The sequence below is a fragment of the Sphaerimonospora cavernae genome (assembly GCF_042435035.1).
GTDB classification, from domain to species: Bacteria; Actinomycetota; Actinomycetes; order Streptosporangiales; family Streptosporangiaceae; genus Sphaerimonospora; species Sphaerimonospora cavernae.
Genome location: NZ_JBHMQT010000055.1, coordinates 49,934 through 68,760 on the forward strand (window position 1 = coordinate 49,934; position 18,827 = coordinate 68,760).

Here is an 18,827-nt window from a genome sequence, read left to right on the forward strand (position 1 = left end):
GAGCCCAATGCCCTTCACCCTTGGCAGGGGGGTCGGCGCCGCCACCGCGGCCGCCGCTCTCGTGCTCCCGCTCGCGCTGGCCACACCCGCGAGCGCGGACCCCAAGCCCGCTCAGCTGATCAATTCGGTCGTCGCGTCGGCCGTCAAGCAGCACCTGCAGAAGTTCCAGCAGATCGCCAACGCCAACGGCGGCAACCGCGCGGCCGGCAGCCCCGGACACGACGCGTCCCGCGACTACGTGGCGAGCGTGCTGAAGAAGGCCGGATACCAGGTCACGCTCCAGCAGTTCGACTTCCCCTTCTTCTCGGAGAACTCCCCTGCCGTGCTGCAGCGGACCGCGCCGAGCCCCAAGACCTACGCGGGGGAAGAAGACTTCACCATCATGACCTACTCCGGGTCCGGTGACGTGACGGCCGCCGTGCAGAACGTCGACCTCGTGCTGCCGCCCGGCGCGCCGAACTCCTCCACCTCCGGCTGCGAGGCGGCCGACTTCGCCGGCTTCACGAAGGGCAGCATCGCCCTGATGCAGCGCGGCACCTGCTCCTTCCAGGAGAAGGCGGAGAACGCGCAGGCCGCCGGCGCGGCCGGGGCCATCATCTTCAACGAGGGCCAGGAGGGTCGCGCCGAGCTCCTCAACGGCACCCTGGGCGAGCCGACGGTCACGATCCCCGTGGTCGGCACCACGTTCGCCGCCGGCCAGGAGCTCGCGGCCGCCGGGACCGTGGCCCGGATCAAGACGGACACCACGAGCGCGGTGAAGACCACGCACAACGTCATCGCGGACTCCAAGTGGGGCGACCCGAAGAAGGTCGTTCACCTCGGCGCCCACCTCGACAGCGTGCCCGACGGGCCGGGCATCAACGACAACGGCTCGGGCAGCGCCGCGATCCTCGAGGTCGCCCGGACGCTCGGCAAGATCCCCACGAGGAACAAGCTGCGCTTCTCGTTCTGGAGCGCCGAGGAGTTCGGCCTGCTCGGCGCCGAGCACTACGTGGCGAACCTGTCGGCCCAGGAGCTGGCCAACACGAAGCTGTACCTCAACTTCGACATGATCGCCACGCCGAACTACGCCCTGAAGATCTACGACGGTGACGGCTCCGAAGGCGACGCCGGCCCGGCCGGATCCGACGAGATCGAGAAGCTCTTCGAGAACTACTTCAAGGGCATCCGCCAGAAGTACGTGGGCACCGACTTCGACGGCCGGTCCGACTACGGGCCGTTCATCGAGGCGGGCATCCCGTCCGGCGGCCTGTTCACCGGCGCCGAGGGCATCAAGACCGTCGAGGAGCAGAAGATGTTCGGCGGCACCGCCGGCCAGCCCTACGACGCCTGCTACCACCAGGCCTGCGACACCATCGCCAACATCAACGACAAGGCGCTGGCCCTGAACACGGGCGCCATCGCCGCCGCCGCCGTGACGTACGCGTACGCCACCAAGCTGCCCGGCGAGGGCAGGCGTGCCACCGCCCGTACGGCCGCCGCCTCGGTCGCGTCCACGTCCGGCACTCACGCCCCCAGCCACGGCCTCACCCGGTAGGGGCAATCCCCAGACCAGGTGATTTGAACGGCGACGAGCCCCGAGAAATCGGGGCTCGTTCGCTTTGCCGGGCCCGCGGTCGCCCCGTCAGCCGTTTGCTCGATGACCTCAGGGGTATCTGGCGCGCATGTTCGCCCCGTCAGACCTGGATGTGCTGATCCCCACCCGAGACCGTTCCGGTGCGCTCGCGGTCACGCTCTCCGGCCTGGCGGCCCAGACCGTCGCCGGGTTCCGCGTCGTGATCTCCGACCAGTCGGGGAGCCCGGTCGGCGAGGACCCCCTGGTGGTGGCGGCGACGCGGATCCTCTCCCATCGCGGCCGGCCCGTCGAACTCCACCGCCACGTCCCGCCACGGGGAATGGCGGAACAGCGGGCGTTCCTGCTCGACCGGGCCGATCGACGGCTGGTGCTCTACCTGGACGACGACGTGTGGCTGGAGCCGGACGCGGTGGAGGTGCTGCTGGCCGCGATGGAACGGCTGCGCTGCGGTTTCGTCGGCTTCGCCCTGCACGGCCTGTCCCACCGGGACGACGTACGTCCCCACGAGCTGTCGCCGTACGAAGCGTGGAACGGCGAGGTACGGCCCGAGCGGGTGCGGCGCGACACCCCGGCGTGGCGGCGGCACACGCTGCACAACGCCGCCAACCCCCTGCATCTCGCGGAAAGAATCGGGGACGCCGACCGGGGCTGGCAGCCGTACAAGGTGGCCTGGATCGGCGGATGCGTGCTCTACGACCGCACCCGGTTGACGGACTGCGGCGGGTTCGACTTCTGGCGGCGCGTCCCGCCCCGGCACGCGGGTGAGGACGTCGTCGCACAGCTGCGGGTCATGGAGCGGTACGGCGGAGCCGGGCTGCTGCCCAGCCGCGCCTACCACCTGGAACTGCCCACCACGGTCACCGACCGCCGCGCCGAGTGTTACGACTACGTGTTCGAGGCGTCGTGAGCACGCTGGTCGACGGCGTCCGGCGCATCGCCGTGCTGCGCGCCAACGCGCTCGGCGACCTGCTGCTGGCGCTGCCCGCGCTGGACGCGCTGCGCCGCGCCTATCCGGTCGCGCGGATCACCCTGCTCGCCAGATCCTGGCACGCCGACCTCCTCACCGGCCGGCCCGGGCCGGTGGACGAGGTGATCGCGCTGCCGCCGATCTCCGGGGTGTCCGAGGCGGCCGATGGGCATCGCGCCCCCGACGGCCTCTTCGACGAGTTGCGCGGTCACCGGTTCGATCTCGCCGTGCAGATCCACGGCGGCGGCCGCTACTCCAACCCGTTCGTGCGGCGGCTGGGCGCGCGGGTGACCGCGGGGCTCCGCTCCCCCGACGCCGAACGCCTCGACCGCTGGGTTCCGTACGTGTACTACCAGCACGAGGTGCTGCGGTACCTGGAGGTGGCATCCCTGGTGGGGGCGACGACCGACGCGATCGAGCCCCGCCTCGCCGTGACGGACGCCGACCGGGCCGAGTTGGCACATGTGCTCGGCGAACCGCCGCCCGGCCTGGTGGCCCTGCATCCCGGCGCGAGCGACCCGCGGCGCAGGTGGCCGGCCGAACGCTTCGCCGCCGTCGCGGACCGGCTCGGCCGGCCCGTCGTCATCACGGGCACCGGCAAGGAACGGGACGTGGTCGAGGAGGTCGCGGCCGCGACCGGGACGTCGTCCGTACAGGTCGTGGACATGCTGAGCGTCGGCGGGCTGGCGGCGCTGTACGAGCGCTGCGCGCTGGTGATCTCCAACGACACCGGCCCCCGGCATCTGGCCGCCGCCGTCGGCACCCCGACCATCGGGATCTACTGGTGCGGCAACCTCGTCAACGCCGGACCGCTGACGCGCACGCGGCACCGGCCCCTGGTCTCCTGGACCGCCGCATGCCCGGTCTGCGGCGCCAGCGGGGTCGATCTCGCCGTGGCACGCTGCCCCCACGACACCTCGTGGGTGGCCGAGGTCACGGTCGACGAGGCCGCCGAGCAGGCCGCCGACCTGCTCGGCCTCGGCTGACCCCGGCCCTTCTGGGCTCCTCTGGCCGGTCGAAGGTAAAAGAAAAGGAGAGGCGCGTGGGACGGGTGTAAACGCTGGGTAATCGGTGAACAACCTTCGGTGAACATCACATGGCCGACCCCTCCCGGCGAGAGCGATGCGAACCGAAGGGAGACATCGTGACGATCGCCAAACGGATCATCCCCGTGCTCACGGCCTGCGCCACGGCGGGGTGGCTCATGATCTCGAGCCCGTCCGCCCAGGCCGACGCGGCCCGCCCCGATCCCCAGTCCATGAAGACCGGAACGACCGTGCAGGCGCATCGGCCGGCGCTCGCCTGCGCCTACAAGGTGCGGCACGTCCGCCACTCCAGCTTCCTCAACGTACGCAGAGGCCCGGGGGTGAAACATCGGCCGGTGGGCAAACTGACCGTGGCCAATGGCCGCTTCGCCGGTGCCTGCTCAGCGTCGAGAGGCTGGGTGGCGGTCAAGACCAGCAACGGCAGGCTCGGCTGGGCGCACGCTCGCTACCTGCACAGGGTGCACTCCACTCCCGTGATCAAGATCCCCGACCTCGCGTGCGCCTACCAGCTCAGGAAGGTGCACAACAAGGGCTTCCTCAACGTCCGCAGGGGCCCAAGCGTCCGCTACCGGCCGGTGGGCAGGCTGCGGGTGGCCGACGGGCGGTTCGTCGGATCCTGCGGCAGCAGGCACGGCTGGGCCGCGGTGAAGGCAGCGAACGGCCGGGAGGGCTGGGCCTCCACCCACTACCTGCACAAGGTGAACTGACAGACCACTCCGGAAACCACGACTACTCCGGAAAACCAACCCCCGCCCCGCCTCCGGCCATCCCAGCGGCCGGGGGCGGGGTTCCTTTGGACTCGGCGGCAACCAGTGGCGTTGTAGTCCGACGAATATAGGCGGCGTGCTTCATGCACCTCGGCTAACGGGTTCGCCATGGGTGTGAAGGCAGCGGTGACACCCATCGATCGCGCCCCTGCCCAGATCCGCGTCGTCGGCCTCGCGTACAAGTCGACTGTACAGACCACCGCGCCGCATCAGTCCGTCGTGAGTTCCCTGTTCGGCGAGACGTCCATCGTCAACGACCAGGATCTGGTCCGCGTCACGAATCGTGGACAGTCGGTGAGCGATCACCAGGCAGGTTCGCCCCTCCAGGAACGGCCGGAGTGCCTTCTGAATCGCTTTCTCAGTGACAGTGTCAAGGTGGGCGGTCGCCTCGTCCAGGACGACGATCTCGGGCGCCTTGAGGATCAGGCGGGCTATCGCCAGTCTTTGACGCTCTCCACCGGACAGATGGACTCCCCGATCCCCGAGCACGGTGTCGAGTCCGTCGGGAAGCTTCTTGATCACATCCCACAACTGAGCGGTACGGCATGCGCGTACGATCTCGTCCTCGTCCGCACGAGGAGACGCAAGCAGCAGATTCGCCCTGACGGTGTCGTTGAACAGGAAGATATCCTGCGTCACGACACCGACGGCTTGACGAAGGGAGGACAGGGTCACAGCACGTACATCTTGACCCCCGATCTCGATCCGACCCGAATCGACATCCCATGATCTTGTCAGCAGACGGGCGATCGTCGACTTGCCGGTGCCGGAACGGCCAACGATCCCTACCGTGGTACCCGCCCTCACGCTGAAGCTCATCCCATCGAGGACTCTGGCACGACCGCCACGCGCCGCCATCGCTCCTTCCTCAGTTTCGACGCTCAGTGAAGCGAGCACGCTCGATTCCCTCGGTGGGTATGAGAAGCCCACATCTGAGAAAGTGACAGAGGAACCGTGAACCGGCCGCGCCCTGGGCTGCTCTGTGACCGCAGGAGGGAAATCCAGGACTTCCTGTATACGCTCAAAACTGACCTTCCCCGCGACCAGTTCCAACTTGGCTCCAGGCAGTGCGGTGATAGGCCCGTAGACGCCCGCGATTAGGGCGATCATCGCCACCAGTCCGCCGACGGACATGTGACCTACTGTGGTCAGAAGCCCACCCACGACATAAACAGCCGCGGTGACGAGTGCGATCAACAGGGTCAGAGACACTCCAAGCCGCGCCTCGATCATCCCGGCACGGACCGACACATCACGAAGGCGATGAGCCCGGCCCCGGAAGTGATCGACCTCCCTGTCCCGGTCACCGAAAAGACGGATGATCTCTGCTCCGCCCGGGCTCAGCCGTTCGGCGGCCATCGCGTCCAGATCGGCAGTCGCCACCAGCGCCTGCTGGGCAAGAGGGCGCTGGGCTCTGCCGAAGACCATTGTCAACCCGTATACGACCGGTGCGAGGAGGAGAACCGCGAGAGCTACCCGCCACTCGATCAGGATGATCGCGGTCCCCGCGAACACCAGCGTCATCAACGCGGATGCCACCGTGGGGAGCGTACGGTGAATCACATTGCGTATGCCCTGAACGTCTCCATGGAGTCGGGCAACGACCGCCCCGGTCCTGGATGCGGCGAAGAATCCGGCGGACTGTCGTTGGAGATGGTCGAAGAGATCGACGCGCAGCGTCGCCACCACCCCCTCGCCGAGACTCAATCTCAGTCTCCGCTCGACCAAGGTCGTCCCCGCTGCCAGGATCCCCACAGCCACCAGCGCGGAGCCCAGGATGCCGATTCGCCACAGGTCGTGTTCCAGCACCCCTTCGTCGATAAGTCGCTGCCCGAGCATCGCCGGCACGACGGCGAGCACCGCGTTGACGGCGACCACCGACAGGAGAAACAGAATCCTGGTCCGGAAAGGCCTCAGAAGTAAGGACGGAGTCAGCAAGCCACTATCCGCTGTCACCTCGTCACCTCTCTAGTGATCCACACGCCGAACACGAGGGCTGCGAGCATCACGGCGACAGGTCCGCTGACGATCGTGACCAGGAGGGAGGCGGGAATCGGCGGAAATCCCACACCGGCGTTCAGCGAGAACGGGGTCAGAAGAGCCACGGTAACCGCCGCACCGACAGCCAAGGCGGTACCTGTAACGAGTACCGACTCCCAGGCGAGCATCGTACGGATCTGCGCCCGTGTACCGCCGAGATGCCGAAGGCTGTCCAGTTCCGCGCCCCTGCCGCCGAACGAGCCGAGCAGGTTGTTCGCCGACGCCAGCACCAGGAATGCCACGAAAACCAGGATCAGCAGTTGCGACGGTTGGTTGGACCTGCTGTTCTCGTCCCTGAGCCAGCGTCGCCATTCGTCTTGGTCGCTCACCTTGATTGATGACGGGGTCCCGCCGGCACGGCCCAGATCAGCCGCGATGCGGGCCGGATCACCGCCCGGAGTGAGCCGTACATGTATAGAAGAGTACGTAGCGACCGGAAACTTGCCGGTAAGAGCGCGAACGTCCACCAGCACGTCTCCGATCCAGGCGTATCTTTCGTAGATCGCGGTGACTCGCAGTGTGACCGGCTGCGGTTGCCCGGGGGCGACGATGGCGATCCGGTCGCCGACCGTGACTTTCCGTTCGACGGCATAGGCGGTGCTGACGGCGACCGTTTCGGCCCCCATCTCGGCCAGTGATCCCTTCGTCAATCGCAGGTCGGCGATGTCGGAGACGGAACCGGACACCACCTCGATCCGATCCAGGCCCCGGGCTTCGGCGGTGACCAGTGATGTCGGAAGCAGGAGACCTTCGCGGCCGACTGCGGCAGCCACCCCGGGAATCTTCTCGATGGCGGACCGGACCGCCTCCGCGAGCCCACCGTCACTTGTCATGACATAGCTGCCGTGCATGTGGGAGCGGCCCTCTTCCGCGATCCGCTGATCTGTCACCGGCTGGATGCCCAGGAGCACCCCGCCCAGGATCGACCCAACCATCAGGGGAATCGCGACCGAAGCATAACGGCGGTGGCTGAACGACATGTTGGCCACGGCGAGGAAACCCAAGGCGCTGCGCCGCACTCTCCGGCGACCCGCGGCCGCGACCCCCATTATCAGCCAGGGTCCGAGAAGCCCGAACGCGACCAGTGTGAGCAGGAGGAGCCCAAGAAGCAGGCTGGCTGCTCCGGCACCCGCCTCCGTACCGGCGAGCAGAACGAACATCGCACCCGCACCGGCCAGCGCAACCAGGCCGATCCCGGTCCGCCATCTCCCAACGCGGCGCCCCTCCGTCTGCACCTCACCGATGACGTCCTCAGGGCGATGGGCCAGTGCCCGCCGGGTGGCGCCCAACGCGACGAGCTGAGCAACCACCAGGATGATCCCCGCCGCCTCCAGCGGAGGTGCTATCCCGTAGGAGAGCCGGAAGGCGGGACTCAGAGCGCCGATGCCGACAAAGAACATGGCCAGCCCGTTCGCTACCAGAGCCCCCACCGGCACAGCGACCACCATGGCGAGGACGGCCATCAGGAGGCCCTCGCCTGCGAGCATCGCCCGGATTTGACGGGGGGTCGCTCCGATCGCACGCAGCAGTGTGATCTGCTGCCCTCTGCGTCGCACGGACAGACCCATCGCCCCCGTGAGGACGACGGCGGAGAGCATCACCGTGAAAACCGCCACGGTGATGACTGCGGATTCACTCGTCGAGGCATCATCACGTAGATTGCCTTCGGCCGCTCCGAGGTCCTCTCCCCTCGACACCTTCAGAAGAGACCGGGAAGCGATCACGCTGTCCAGCCTCCGAGCCAGGACGAGCGTGTCGGAGCCCGCGGCCGGATAGACACCCACCGCATCCACGTGGTTCCCCGTACCGCTCAGCCGTACGGCCTGCGTGGGGTGAAAGAAGACAGCCGATTGATAGATCCAGTCCGCTCCGGCCGCAGCGCTCGCGACCCCCGCGACGCGGAACCTGCCAGTGGTGCCGTTGACGGACAGGATGACCCACTGACCCGGGCGCGCCGCGCTCCGCTCCGCGAGCCGGGCGTCCAGGACGACCTCGTTCTCATTCGAAAGCGGCGCTCCCGTCCGAACCGTGAACGGCGTGAGCACCGAACTGTCCCAAGCATGGCCGAGCGATCGCGCACCGGGTACGGCTACCGGGTTCCCCCGATCGTCGAGAAGGCTCACCGGGAAGGTCCGTTCAGGAACCAGCCGTTCCACGCCCTGAACGCGTTGCAGGTCGGTGAGCAGGTCGTCAGGGATGGCGCCTCGGCGCATGTCCGGGTCTTTCGGATGGACCACGATCGGCACACCGCCGTACCGCTCCGTGGGAAGGTGGGAGTGCCGTCCGGAGTCCAGCAGGAACCCGATTCCGCAGATGAGCGCTCCGGTGAGCGCGAGCGTGGCGAACGCGCCGACGACAGTGCTCCTGGTCTTGGTGATCGTGCGCCACGCCAGGCGTATCATGCGCGTCGCTCCAGCCTGTTCATACGGGAGGCGACTGCATCGCTTGTGGGTTTCTCCAGCTTGTCGACGACCGTACCGTCGGCCAGGAACACCACCCGGTCGGCGTGCGCGGCGGCCACTGGGTTGTGCGTCACCATGACGACGCTTTGGCCCATGGTGTCCACGGCCGTCCGCAGCCCGTCGAGGACCTGCTGACCTGCGTGGCTGTCCAGAGCGCCGGTCGGCTCGTCGGCGAAGATCACGTCGGGACGGCCCAGCAGCGCCCGGCAGACGGCTACCCGCTGTTGCTGCCCGCCGGACAGTTCGTGGGGGCGATGCCCCGTCCGCTCCTCGAGGCCGAACTTCCTGATGAGTTCGGCCAGCCACTCCCTGTCGATCTCGCGCTTGTCCAGCAGCGACGGCAGGGTGATGTTCTCCTCGGCGGTCAGGGCGGGCAGCAGGTTGAACGCCTGAAATACAAACCCGATCTTCCGTCGGCGCACCACCGCGAGCTCCGCCTCTGGCATTGCCGTCAGCTCCAGGTCGCCGAGGCGGACAGATCCAGATGTGGGACTCATCAACCCGGCTGCGCATTTCAGCAGGGTGCTCTTGCCCGAGCCGGAGGGGCCCATGACCGCGGTGAACTCCGCGGCCGTGAAGGAGATGTTCACCTTCCGCAGGGCGACCACAGCCGCCGACCCCGTTCCGTACGTGACATCCACATCGGCCAACAGAACGACGGGATTTTGGGGCGTGTCCACTCTCGCAGGTCCTGCTTTCCTCACCGAACGTTCCGCCGTCATCCCGTCTCCTCGCTAGCCGACCTTGCTAACCTTCGGAAGGCGGGTGGTCCAGCTATCACCTGGACCACCCGCCCTCTTCATTTCATCACCGAGAGACGACGGGCAACCCTGAGATCTGCCGTCTCTCGCTCAATGGGCACTGCCCGATGGATCAACCGCAGGCGAAGAGCGAGATCTCGCTCGGCTTGTGGTCTCCACAGGACCACCAGCTGACACCGCTGTTGGCGAGGGCACCCACCGAGTGGGACTGGGCGGCCATGCCCTGCAGGTCGTACACGGACATCTCTATCTCCTTTCTCTTCCTTCTTCAGGTTGAAGAAGGAACTTCTCCGGAACCGGGCGGCCCCGGAAGCCTGTATGGGTCAGGACAGGAACGGAAGACAGACGGTCTCACCATCTCTGCGGATGCCGTTCGCCGCCGCGAGCGCCAGCATGACGCCGGCGGAGCCGGTCGCGAGATCCATGGAGTAGCGGAGCAGCTCGTTTCCGGGGAACACAATATCTTCGTCACGCCGAAGTGAGTGCCAGTCCAAGCCTCGTGCCTGTGCCATGACCGCGTCATTCTCCAGCGGCCTGCGAGCCTGCCCCGCGGTCGCGTTGAACAGGAGCATCCCGGCCCTGCCATCGAATAGGCCGGAAAATACATAGAAGTCAGACTGAGCCGCCGTCTGAATCATTGATAGCTTCTTCTGGAGCTCGTCGTCATGACGGACTCGCAGGTAGTGGCGGAGCGCGAATCCTATTCCGATACTGCCGACACGAAGGTACGGTACCGACCGCCATCCCTCGTTGACCACGAGCGCTCCGCGGTCATCGACGACACATCGGCGGAGGTCCTGGTCAAAGGCCGTCCGGGCGCTTTTCAGATATGCCTCTTCACCCGTGTGTTCGAACATGCGCACCAGGAAAAGCGCGATTCCGGACGACCCGTGCATGAGCCCGGCGACAGGCCCCTCCCCACCGCTCGTCTCCGGCACGTCCTCCGGCCCGCCGAGGCGTCGCCGCAAGATGTCGGCGATCCGCGCCGCTCGATCCAGGTACGCCCCGTCACCGGTGCCGTCGGCGAATGCCAGCCAGTTGAGTCCCATTCCGGCCAAGCCGTCGTAGAGGCCGTTGCCGTACCGTTCCCAGTCGTCCTTCATCTTGCTGCGCAGCAGATCCGTCGCCGCATCACCGTGACCAAGCTTCCACAGCGCGTAGGCGACCCCGTGAGCACCGTCGTAGAAACCACCCGGAAGCCGGCCTGGATCGCGCAGCGCCTGTTCGATGAGCCAGCGCTCCCCCGCCTGGTAACGCCCCGCGTCGGCGATATCCATCGCCCAGAGGATGCCGGCCGCTCCACAGGCGAACGCCAATCCCCCACCCTCGGCAAACTGCGCGATATCTCCGGGGAAGAGACGATCTGTGCGGTCGAGGGATGCGCTAGCGAGAATCGCCCGCTTCATAGAGTCCCGCGTGTGCGGCCACGACTCGGCTGATAGTTCGATACCGAGATCGTTGGACCTTCCATGGCCTTCCCGGCCAGCGCCGGAGACCGTCGCGACGGCGTCATCCAGAAAGCTCTGCGGCACATCGAAGGTCTTAGCGATCATTGCGGCGAGGTGACCGGCCTTCTCCACGTTCAACCGGACGAGCATCGTCAACGGCACGAAGAGGGAGAGCTTCAGGGCAGCCAGTGCATACTCGTCGACATCGGTTCCCTGCCTGTCCCTCGGCGCTCCGAATCCTGGGTGCTCCAGCGTGATCTGCCGCTCCTCGCCCACCCGCCAGCTCACCTCGAAGTCGACAAGGGTTGTACGTATCTCCTCTCCGTCATCGAAAACGATGATGTTGAAAGGATGGAGGTCGCCGAATATGATCCCTCTGCCGTTCACCGCCCGTACCGAGGCGGCGACCGACTCCCACACACGCACAGCCCACCGGCGGTACTCAGAGACTTCGGCCCGATTGCGTAGATCGCCAGTCAGGGGAGTCTTCACGGCGTAGAGCCGATTGAGCGGTGTCCCCTCGACGAACTCCTCGATCAGGAACTCGTGGTCGCCCAGAGTGCAGTAATTCACCAGTTCGGGAACGCATGGGAGACCTTGCAACTGCTCCAGGACGTCCCGCTCGGCCCGCAGGCGCATGACCGCATCACGTCCGGCCGTATCCAGGCCCGCATACGGACGCGCCTCTTTGATCAGGAGCCTACGCCCCGTCGCGCGGTCCCTGCCTTCGTATACGCCACCCCCGTTGGAGAAGTGCAGCGCATCGACTATCTGGTAAGGAAAATCCTCGACCTTCGATTCTCCGCGCCGTTCAAGCTCTCCCAGCAGGAAATCGGGGATGTGCACCCAGTCTGGCGGACTGAATACAGGGCCTCGAGGATCGGGAACAAGATTACCGCGAGGGTCCGCGATGACAGACCTCACCACACCATTCTCGTCGACGTGTGTCCGTTCCAGAAACGCGCCGTATCTGACGTACAGCGGGCCGCCCTTCCAACGAAGGTCACTTAGCACGTACGGCCCTTCCTCACCTTGAAGAACCGATCCCATTTCAGTGAGGACCTTCTCCAGCTGCGCTTCGTCTGTCGGATAGATCACAGCCAGCTTTCCGCCGGCCGACCGGTCAGCCTACTTGGAGTTGCTGTAGATGTACTCCTTGACGCCTGCGGTGACTTTGAAAGCGATACCGTTGCCCGTGCAATAGTCCCACACGGCGGAAGCCACCCGCTGTGCGTTTCGCGCCGTCGCCGATGCGTGAACCTTCCATCCTTGTGATGGTATATCCACCGCCGAAGGCCGGTAGGTAATCCACGGCCCCAGAGTCTCTCTCGCCCATCCTGCCGGCAGTGGCATCTGGTGAACAGCCAACTCATCCGCCGCAGAAGTAAGTCGGTCCATCCGATCATAGAACTCCGGATCGGAGAGGCAGTATGCACCATACCGAGGGTCAGCCATTATACACCATTCTCGTCCGCTGCTCGGAGTTCTCTCGAATAGGAAACCGATTCCCGAGCCCCCCGCTCAGATCGCAATCCTGCCGCTCGACGAGCGGCATGTCTTTGATGTCTTATGCCCACCAGTTGACCATCTGCGCACTCGCCTCACCCTTCGTGGCCCCGGTAACCAAAAATCGGACAAGAGGGTACATATGACCCCAAACCCAGATTGGCAGGTATATCCAGGGTTGAGTAAACGAGGCTGACAAGCGTGAATCCGGTTGAAAATGGATCTTCGATCCTAGATCATCCGAAGAGAGCGTCATCTGAAGAGAGACGGGGGACGATCTTGTTGGTGAGCGAGTTCGACACCGAACATCTACCGGCGCGGGACCGGTTCCCGAGCTGGCTCGAACATGGCGGGAATGCCCTTACCCCTTCCTGGGTGCACACTGAGCAAAGAGAGACCTTCCGCGCCCGGACTCAGGCCATGGAGTTGGGGGGTATGCAGATCGCCACTCTTGCGCACCCATCGGTGACCGTACGAAGGTCCGCGAAGTTGATCCGGCAGCGCGATCCGGAAGCCTTTCAAATCCACCTCGTTCTCCAAGGCGAGGCAGGGATCCGTCAAGCGGGGCGGGAAACGGTGCTCACCGCCGACAACTTCACCCTGATCGACACCTCTCGCCCTTTCGAGGGCTGGCGGGCCTGTACTTCGGGCACCACCACGGCCGTGGTTCTCCAGATCCCCCGGAAACGGCTTCCTCTGCCGTCGAACATCGCCGACCACCTGGCGGCTGTGCCCTTTTCCTGCCGCCGCGGACTGGGTGGCGTGTTCGCCCGGTGGTTGGTCGGACTCGGTCAGCAAGCTGGCGAGTTGAGCGCACAGGACACCGACACAGTGGCCTCGGTCACGGTTGACCTGTTATCCGCTGTGCTGCCCCATCGCCTCACCGGCAATGGCGGGAAGCCTCCGGAATCTCGAAAGCTCCTGCGGCAGGCACAGATTCGGGACTACATCCGCCAGCGACTCGGCGATCCGAACCTGAGCCCGGAAACCATCGCCGCAGCGCACCAAATTTCGCTGCGCTACCTATACAAAATCTTCGATGGCCAGGGCGTTACGCTGTCGGCTTGGATCCGCCGGTCCCGTCTGGAGCAGTGCCGGCGGTTCCTGGCCGACCCGCGGCACCATACGCGTCCAGTCCATGCGATCGCAGCTCGTTGGGGCTTCGGCGACGCCGCGCACTTCAGCCGGGCATTCCGTGCCGCTTACGGCGAGTCTCCCATCGAATATCGCACCCGTATTCTCCAATCCATGTCCGTTTCGTAAAGGGTTGGGAAACCAGAGAGAGACTCGCCCTCGGGCTCCCGGAGATCCGTATGTGACAGACGATCTCTAGCCGAGGTCGGGGTGTGGAAGGTAGCGGTCCAGCTGGACGAGCCCCTCCTCGCTGGTCATCACGGTGTCCATGTCGGTGATCCGCCAGCCGGCGTCGAGCAGCATGGGCAGGAGCGGATGCACGCCCGGCACCGCCACCTGGATCAGCTCGGCACCGGGATGCGCGGCTATCGTCCGCAGCATCACGTCCAGGCTGTCCTGCGGCGTTTCACCCCCCGCCGGTCCGATCACCAGCGTGTCGCCGATCATCCGGGTGAACGCGTATCCGCCGTCGCCGAGCCGTACCCCGGCTCCCGGCAGCCCGGCGTACCAGGTGAGGCACTCCGTACGGTCGCCCCCGGAGATCCTGGCGTCCAGGGCCGCCGCCTCCTGTGGGCCGACCTCCGCGGCGGCGGGGGGCCCGCCCTCGAACGGGCCTTCGAGATAGAGCAGCGGACACCGGGGCCGCATGCCGTGCCGTATGTACAGCGCGAACGCGCGCGTGTTGTTCGCGGCAAAGGTGATCTTTGGAACGTCCCGGGGCAGCAGGCGGGTGAGAATCATCCGTCCCAGGCCCGTTGACTGGTGATCGGGAAGCACGAACAGGTCGCCGAGGTGCGTCAGTGAACCCCGGTGGACCGTCCCGCCGAATCCCACGATCCGGCCGCCGACCTCGCTCACGCACAGCGTTCCGTACGCCCGTTCCGCGTCCAGGAAATCCGGCGTCTCCGGCCACTTGGTCAGGAGCCCGAAATGCGCTCCGACATCGCCGCGTATACCGGGCATGTCCGCGTCCTCCGCGACACGGATGGTCGGAACCGTCATCGCCACCCCCCGCGCTGATGGGACAATCCTCCCATACGGCACACCAGGGGCGCTCATCCCTTCGTCGCACCCGGGACGGCCCGGAAGAAACTGGGGCAGGATCGCCACCGCGAACGGGAACATCAGCCCGGTGACGAACAGCGCGTTCGTGCCGGCGGCGAAGCCGCCGCCGCCCGGTCACCTTGCCGCCGGCGATCGACATCGCCGGGGTCACCCGACGGGCGTTGCGGGGCGCCTGTGATACGCGTGCTTGACCAGCGTTATCAGGGCCTCCTTACCCGACTCGCGCCTGCGCGCATCGCACAGCAGGACGGGAATGTCCGCACCGAGATTGAGTGCGAGCTTCACCTCGTCGAGTTCGAAGACCGGTGCGCCTTCGAAACAGTTGACCGCGACGACGAACGGGGTGCCGCGCCGTTCGAAATAGTCGACGGACGGGAAGCAGTCGGCCAGTCGTCGCGTGTCCGCCAGCACCACGGCGCCGAGCGCGCCCCGGGCGAGCTCGTCCCACACGAACCAGAACCGCTCCTGGCCCGGCGTGCCGAACAGATACAGCATGAATTCGTCGCCGATGCTGATCCGGCCGAAGTCCATCGCCACGGTGGTGGTGGCCTTGGACTCCACCCCGGCCAGGTCGTCGACGCCCACACTGCGGTCGGTGAGGACCTCCTCGGTCCGCAGCGGCCGGATCTCGGAGACCGCCCCCACCATCGTGGTCTTGCCCACGCCGAAGCCGCCGGCGATCAACAGTTTGATCGCCTTCGGCATCTTGGGCGGGTCAGAGCGCCCGAAGGCCATCGAGCACCGCCTTGTACATTCTCTCGTCGAGCACGTCCATCTCCGGCTGCGGCTGCTGCACGGCGACGAAGCCCCGATCGAACAGGTCACCGAGGAGGACCCGGACGATCCCGGCGGGCAGGTCCAGGTGCGCCGCGATCTCCGCGACCGAAAGCGGCCTACGGCACAGCCGTACGATCGCCTGGTGCTCGGGATCGAGACCGACCTCGTGCCCGGTGGTGGGACGGATCGTCACGGCGAGCGCGACCAGGTCGAACCGATCCTGTGCCTCGGTGCGGCCACGAGCGATGACGTACGGCCGGATGGTGGGGGCGTCGAACAGCCGGTCGTCGTCGGCACCCCATTCACCCGAGCCCCATTCACCCGGGCCCCATTCACCCGGGCCCCACTCGTTGCCGCTCATCCACGCGCCTCTCTCGTCACCGTACGGGCCGGCGAGGTGAGGTACTGCCCCACACGGGCGACGAGCATGGCCATCTCATAGGCCACCAGGCCCACGTCCGCGTCGCCGCTGCACAGTACGGCGAGGCAGGCGCCCTGTCCGGCCACGGTCACGAGCAGGTAGGCCGACTTCATCTCGACGATCGTCTGCCTGACCGTGCCGCCGTCGAACCGCTCGCCGACGCCCCGGGCCAGGCTCTGCAGCCCGGAGGCCACGGCGGACAGGTGCTCGGCGTCCTCGATGCGCAGTCCGCGCGAGGAGGCCAGCAGCAGGCCGTCCCTGGACAGGACGATGCCGTGCTCGGCCTCCCGGACCCGGTCGACGAGATCGTCGAGCAACCACGCCAGATCGGCGGACGTGCCCGTCTTCTGCGTCACTGGTCGTCCCCCCCTTCATCCAGCAGCTTCGCCGCCTCGGATCTGCCCTGTCTGGTGCCCGACTGGAACGAGCCCATGATCTTTCTGATTTCGTCCGGCGATCGATCTTCGTCCTCGTCGTCGAGCGTCGCCGGAGGCCCGGCGGCCAACTCCGGCGCCAGGCTCGCCTGCGGCACGCGGAACGGCAGGCCGGACGGGGTGAACGAGGCCGGGGACTCCAGCCTCGGCGCATCGGTACCGGCCGGCTCACTCAACTTCGGTTCGGGCCGCTGTGGTTCGGGCCGCTGTGGTTCTGGGGCGCGCTTCGGTACGGAAACCACCTCCTGGACTGGTGCTGCGAACACCTCGGGCGCGCCCACGAGCGCGGTCTCACGGGCACCCCATTCCTGCAGGGGACCACGTCCGCGATCCGTCGCCTCGTCGGACGGGTCGCTCCCGCCCTCGGTGACCAGGTCGCGCGGCAGCAGCACGATCGCGGTGGTTCCGCCGTACGGCGACGCCTTCAGCGCCACCCGGATGCCGTGCCGCTCGGCCAGCCTGCTGACCACGTAGAGGCCGAGCCTGGCCGTGCTCGTCAGGTTGAACTCCGGCGGATTCGAGATCCGCTCGTTCGCGGCCGTCAGGTCTTCGGGGCTCATCCCCAGACCGCGGTCCTCGATCTCGATCACGTAGCCGCTGGCCACGACCTGGCCGCCGACCTGCACCGTGGTGTACGGCGGGGAGAACGAAACCGCGTTCTCGATCAGCTCGGCGAGCAGGTGGATCACGTCGCCGACGGCCCGGCCGGACAGCGCGGTCTCCCCCATGGGGGGAACTGTCACACGGGTGAAGTCCTCGACCTCGGCGAGGGCGCCGCGCACGACGTCGACCATCGGCACCGATCGGCGCCAGGCCCGCGCCGGCGACGCGCCGGCCAGGACGATGAGGTTCTCCGCGTTGCGGCGCATCCGCGTGGCGAGGTGGTCGACCCGGAACAGGTCCTTCAGCTCGGACGGCTCGGACTCGCGCCGTTCCATCACGTCGAGCAGCGTGAGCTGGCGGTGGACCAGCGACTGCGTGCGCCGGGCGAGGCTGAGCAGGATGTCGCGGATGCTCTGCCGGAGCTGGGCCTCCTCGACGGCGGTGCGGATCGCGGTCTCCTGGACCACATTGAAGGCGGTGCCCACCTGGCCGATCACGTCTTTGCCGAATTTGAGCGGCGGCGCCTCGGTGCGGACGTCGACCTTCTCGCCCCGCGCGAGCCGGGCGACCACGCTGGGCAGCCGCTCGTTGGCGAGCTCCATCGCGGCCGTGCGCAGCTTCTCGAGCTGCCGGATCAGGGCGCGTGCCGTGGTGATGGACAGGACGATGGACGCGATGACCGCGACCAGCCCGAGCCCGCCGGCCAGCGCCAGCCGGATGATCACGTTGACGGCGACCGTCCCGGCCCGCTCCACCAGCCTTTCGCCTCCGTCGCCGATGATCTTCTGTAGTCCTGTCAGCGCGGGCTCGGAGACGGCCCGCCACTGCGCGTCGGTGACGAAGGGCATGCGACCGGCCTGACCGGATCGGGTGAGCTGGTCCTCCAGGTTGCGCAGCGTGGTCACCTGCGGCGACTTACGCCACTTCTCGTACGCCGCCTGGTCCGCCTTGGGCAGCTGCCCGACGGTTTCGTCGAGGATGAACCGATGGACCGCCACAAGCCTGGTGAACCGCTGGTGATCCTGCTCGCTGAACCTCCCCGCCGCGAAGACGCCCGCGAGCAGCGCGTCCTCCCGTGCGAGGACCTCACGTGCTCGGCTCATCGTGCCGAACGTGCGGCCGTCCTTGGCGACGGTGGCGTCGTCCAGCGCGGCGACCGAGTCGTACAGGTGGTAGAAGGAATCGATGATGTCGGTGAAGGCGCCATCGGCCCGGATCAGGTCGAACCGCCCGCTGTCGACGGCGGCGCGGATGTCATCCAGGCCGTCCAGCCGCCGCATCGTCTCGTTGATGCGCGACATGAGCACGTCGTCGGCCGCCATCTTGACGTTGTCGCTCCGGGCCGACCCCGAGAACTCGGCGACGATCTTGTCGGTGCGGGCCCTCTGGTCGTCGAGATCCTTGCGCGGCAGGCGTGTCGGATCGCCGAGTCGTGTCAGAGACAGACGGCGCTCGCGCTGCAGGTCCAGCACCAGCAGATCGCCCGGCTGGGCGACGTCGCTGTTGATCGTGGCGGCCCACACAAGGTTCGTGCCCTCCCGGAGCGTGACCCAGGCCGCGAACGCCCACAGCGCTGTGAGAGACACCAGCAGAGCCGCGACCTTGGTTCGCACGCGCGAATTCCGGAAGCGCATAAACAGTACCACCCAGGTAAAAGTAGGAAAATCGTGAATGGCACGCTTCCGGCTATGAACAATAGCCCAATTGACAGGGCGGCAAGTGCCGCTCCGTCAATTTGACGCGCCACATTACGGACACCCTAGCAAAGGGTCCGAAATTACCTCTATCGCGCACCCTAGGGGGAAATGTCCGAATTTATG

General features: G+C 66.7%; 14 protein-coding genes and 1 pseudogene. 5 read left to right on the plus strand and 10 right to left on the minus strand.

From position 1 onward, the window contains the following. Window positions 1–7: 7 nt before the first annotated feature. The 4 genes from ACFHYQ_RS24265 to ACFHYQ_RS24280 all read left to right on the plus strand — a co-directional run bounded on the left by ACFHYQ_RS24265 (window position 8) and on the right by ACFHYQ_RS24280 (window position 4,296). A complete protein-coding gene (locus ACFHYQ_RS24265; protein ID WP_394303438.1) occupies window positions 8–1,537 on the plus strand; it encodes a M28 family metallopeptidase in 1,530 nt (509 codons plus the stop codon). Window positions 1,538–1,664: 127 nt separating this feature from the next. Beyond that, entirely contained in the window at window positions 1,665–2,483 is an 819-nt protein-coding gene (locus ACFHYQ_RS24270) for a glycosyltransferase family 2 protein (protein WP_394303439.1), read from the plus strand. Then, a complete protein-coding gene (locus ACFHYQ_RS24275; RefSeq protein ID WP_394303440.1) occupies window positions 2,480–3,529 on the plus strand; it encodes a glycosyltransferase family 9 protein in 1,050 nt (349 codons plus the stop codon). The genes ACFHYQ_RS24270 and ACFHYQ_RS24275 overlap by 4 nt, the downstream gene beginning before the upstream one ends. Window positions 3,530–3,687: 158 nt before the next feature. Further along, entirely contained in the window at window positions 3,688–4,296 is a 609-nt protein-coding gene (locus ACFHYQ_RS24280; protein ID WP_394303441.1) for an SH3 domain-containing protein, read from the plus strand. Window positions 4,297–4,437: 141 nt separating this feature from the next. Here ACFHYQ_RS24280 and ACFHYQ_RS24285 read toward each other — a convergent pair whose 3' ends face one another. From ACFHYQ_RS24285 to lanKC, 5 genes and pseudogenes are all read right to left on the minus strand, one after another. Further along, window positions 4,438–6,234: an ABC transporter ATP-binding protein gene (locus ACFHYQ_RS24285; RefSeq protein WP_204015427.1), complete on the minus strand. Its 1,797-nt coding sequence runs from the start codon at window positions 6,232–6,234 to the stop codon at window positions 4,438–4,440. A 74-nt stretch (window positions 6,235–6,308) separates the two neighbouring features. Next, window positions 6,309–8,798, minus strand: a complete 2,490-nt coding sequence (locus ACFHYQ_RS24290; protein WP_394303442.1) for an ABC transporter permease — start codon at window positions 8,796–8,798, stop codon at window positions 6,309–6,311. Then, window positions 8,795–9,499 (minus strand): ABC transporter ATP-binding protein, encoded by a 705-nt coding sequence (locus ACFHYQ_RS24295; protein ID WP_239089565.1) that lies wholly within the window; start codon window positions 9,497–9,499, stop codon window positions 8,795–8,797. Before ACFHYQ_RS24295 ends, ACFHYQ_RS24290 begins: the two co-directional genes overlap by 4 nt. 232 nt (window positions 9,500–9,731) lie before the next feature. Then, window positions 9,732–9,863: a SapB/AmfS family lanthipeptide gene (locus ACFHYQ_RS24300; RefSeq protein WP_204015418.1), complete on the minus strand. Its 132-nt coding sequence runs from the start codon at window positions 9,861–9,863 to the stop codon at window positions 9,732–9,734. 79 nt (window positions 9,864–9,942) lie between these two features. Next, window positions 9,943–12,522: pseudogene (gene lanKC / locus ACFHYQ_RS24305) on the minus strand (class III lanthionine synthetase LanKC). Between the two features lie 336 nt (window positions 12,523–12,858). On the opposite strand from lanKC, the gene ACFHYQ_RS24310 reads away from it, so the two are divergent. Further along, entirely contained in the window at window positions 12,859–13,836 is a 978-nt protein-coding gene (locus ACFHYQ_RS24310) for an AraC-like ligand-binding domain-containing protein (protein WP_394303443.1), read from the plus strand. Window positions 13,837–13,902: 66 nt separating this feature from the next. On the opposite strand, the gene ACFHYQ_RS24315 is transcribed toward ACFHYQ_RS24310, so the two are convergent. From ACFHYQ_RS24315 to ACFHYQ_RS24335, 5 genes are all read right to left on the minus strand, one after another. Beyond that, a complete protein-coding gene (locus ACFHYQ_RS24315; RefSeq protein WP_394303444.1) occupies window positions 13,903–14,709 on the minus strand; it encodes a GNAT family N-acetyltransferase in 807 nt (268 codons plus the stop codon). Window positions 14,710–14,919: 210 nt separating this feature from the next. Then, window positions 14,920–15,507: a GTP-binding protein gene (locus ACFHYQ_RS24320; RefSeq protein WP_394303445.1), complete on the minus strand. Its 588-nt coding sequence runs from the start codon at window positions 15,505–15,507 to the stop codon at window positions 14,920–14,922. Beyond that, window positions 15,488–15,910 carry a DUF742 domain-containing protein gene (locus ACFHYQ_RS24325; protein ID WP_394303446.1) on the minus strand — a complete coding sequence of 141 codons (423 nt, stop codon included), beginning with the start codon at window positions 15,908–15,910 and terminating at the stop codon, window positions 15,488–15,490. The genes ACFHYQ_RS24320 and ACFHYQ_RS24325 overlap by 20 nt, the downstream gene beginning before the upstream one ends. Further along, entirely contained in the window at window positions 15,907–16,326 is a 420-nt protein-coding gene (locus ACFHYQ_RS24330; protein WP_394303447.1) for a roadblock/LC7 domain-containing protein, read from the minus strand. The genes ACFHYQ_RS24325 and ACFHYQ_RS24330 overlap by 4 nt, the downstream gene beginning before the upstream one ends. Further along, window positions 16,323–18,620, minus strand: coding sequence for a sensor histidine kinase (locus tag ACFHYQ_RS24335; RefSeq protein ID WP_394303448.1), 2,298 nt, complete (start codon window positions 18,618–18,620; stop codon window positions 16,323–16,325). Before ACFHYQ_RS24335 ends, ACFHYQ_RS24330 begins: the two co-directional genes overlap by 4 nt. Window positions 18,621–18,827 lie beyond the last annotated feature (207 nt).

Coding starts and splice junctions, on each gene's coding strand:
- ACFHYQ_RS24265 (WP_394303438.1), top strand. CDS start 8: ATGCCCTTCACCCTTGGCAGGGGGGTCGGCGCCGCCACCGCGGCCGCC.
- ACFHYQ_RS24270 (WP_394303439.1), top strand. CDS start 1,665: ATGTTCGCCCCGTCAGACCTGGATGTGCTGATCCCCACCCGAGACCGT.
- ACFHYQ_RS24290 (WP_394303442.1), bottom strand. CDS start 8,798: ATGATACGCCTGGCGTGGCGCACGATCACCAAGACCAGGAGCACTGTC.
- ACFHYQ_RS24300 (WP_204015418.1), bottom strand. CDS start 9,863: ATGTCCGTGTACGACCTGCAGGGCATGGCCGCCCAGTCCCACTCGGTG.
- ACFHYQ_RS24315 (WP_394303444.1), bottom strand. CDS start 14,709: ATGACGGTTCCGACCATCCGTGTCGCGGAGGACGCGGACATGCCCGGT.
- ACFHYQ_RS24320 (WP_394303445.1), bottom strand. CDS start 15,507: ATGGCCTTCGGGCGCTCTGACCCGCCCAAGATGCCGAAGGCGATCAAA.
- ACFHYQ_RS24325 (WP_394303446.1), bottom strand. CDS start 15,910: ATGAGCGGCAACGAGTGGGGCCCGGGTGAATGGGGCCCGGGTGAATGG.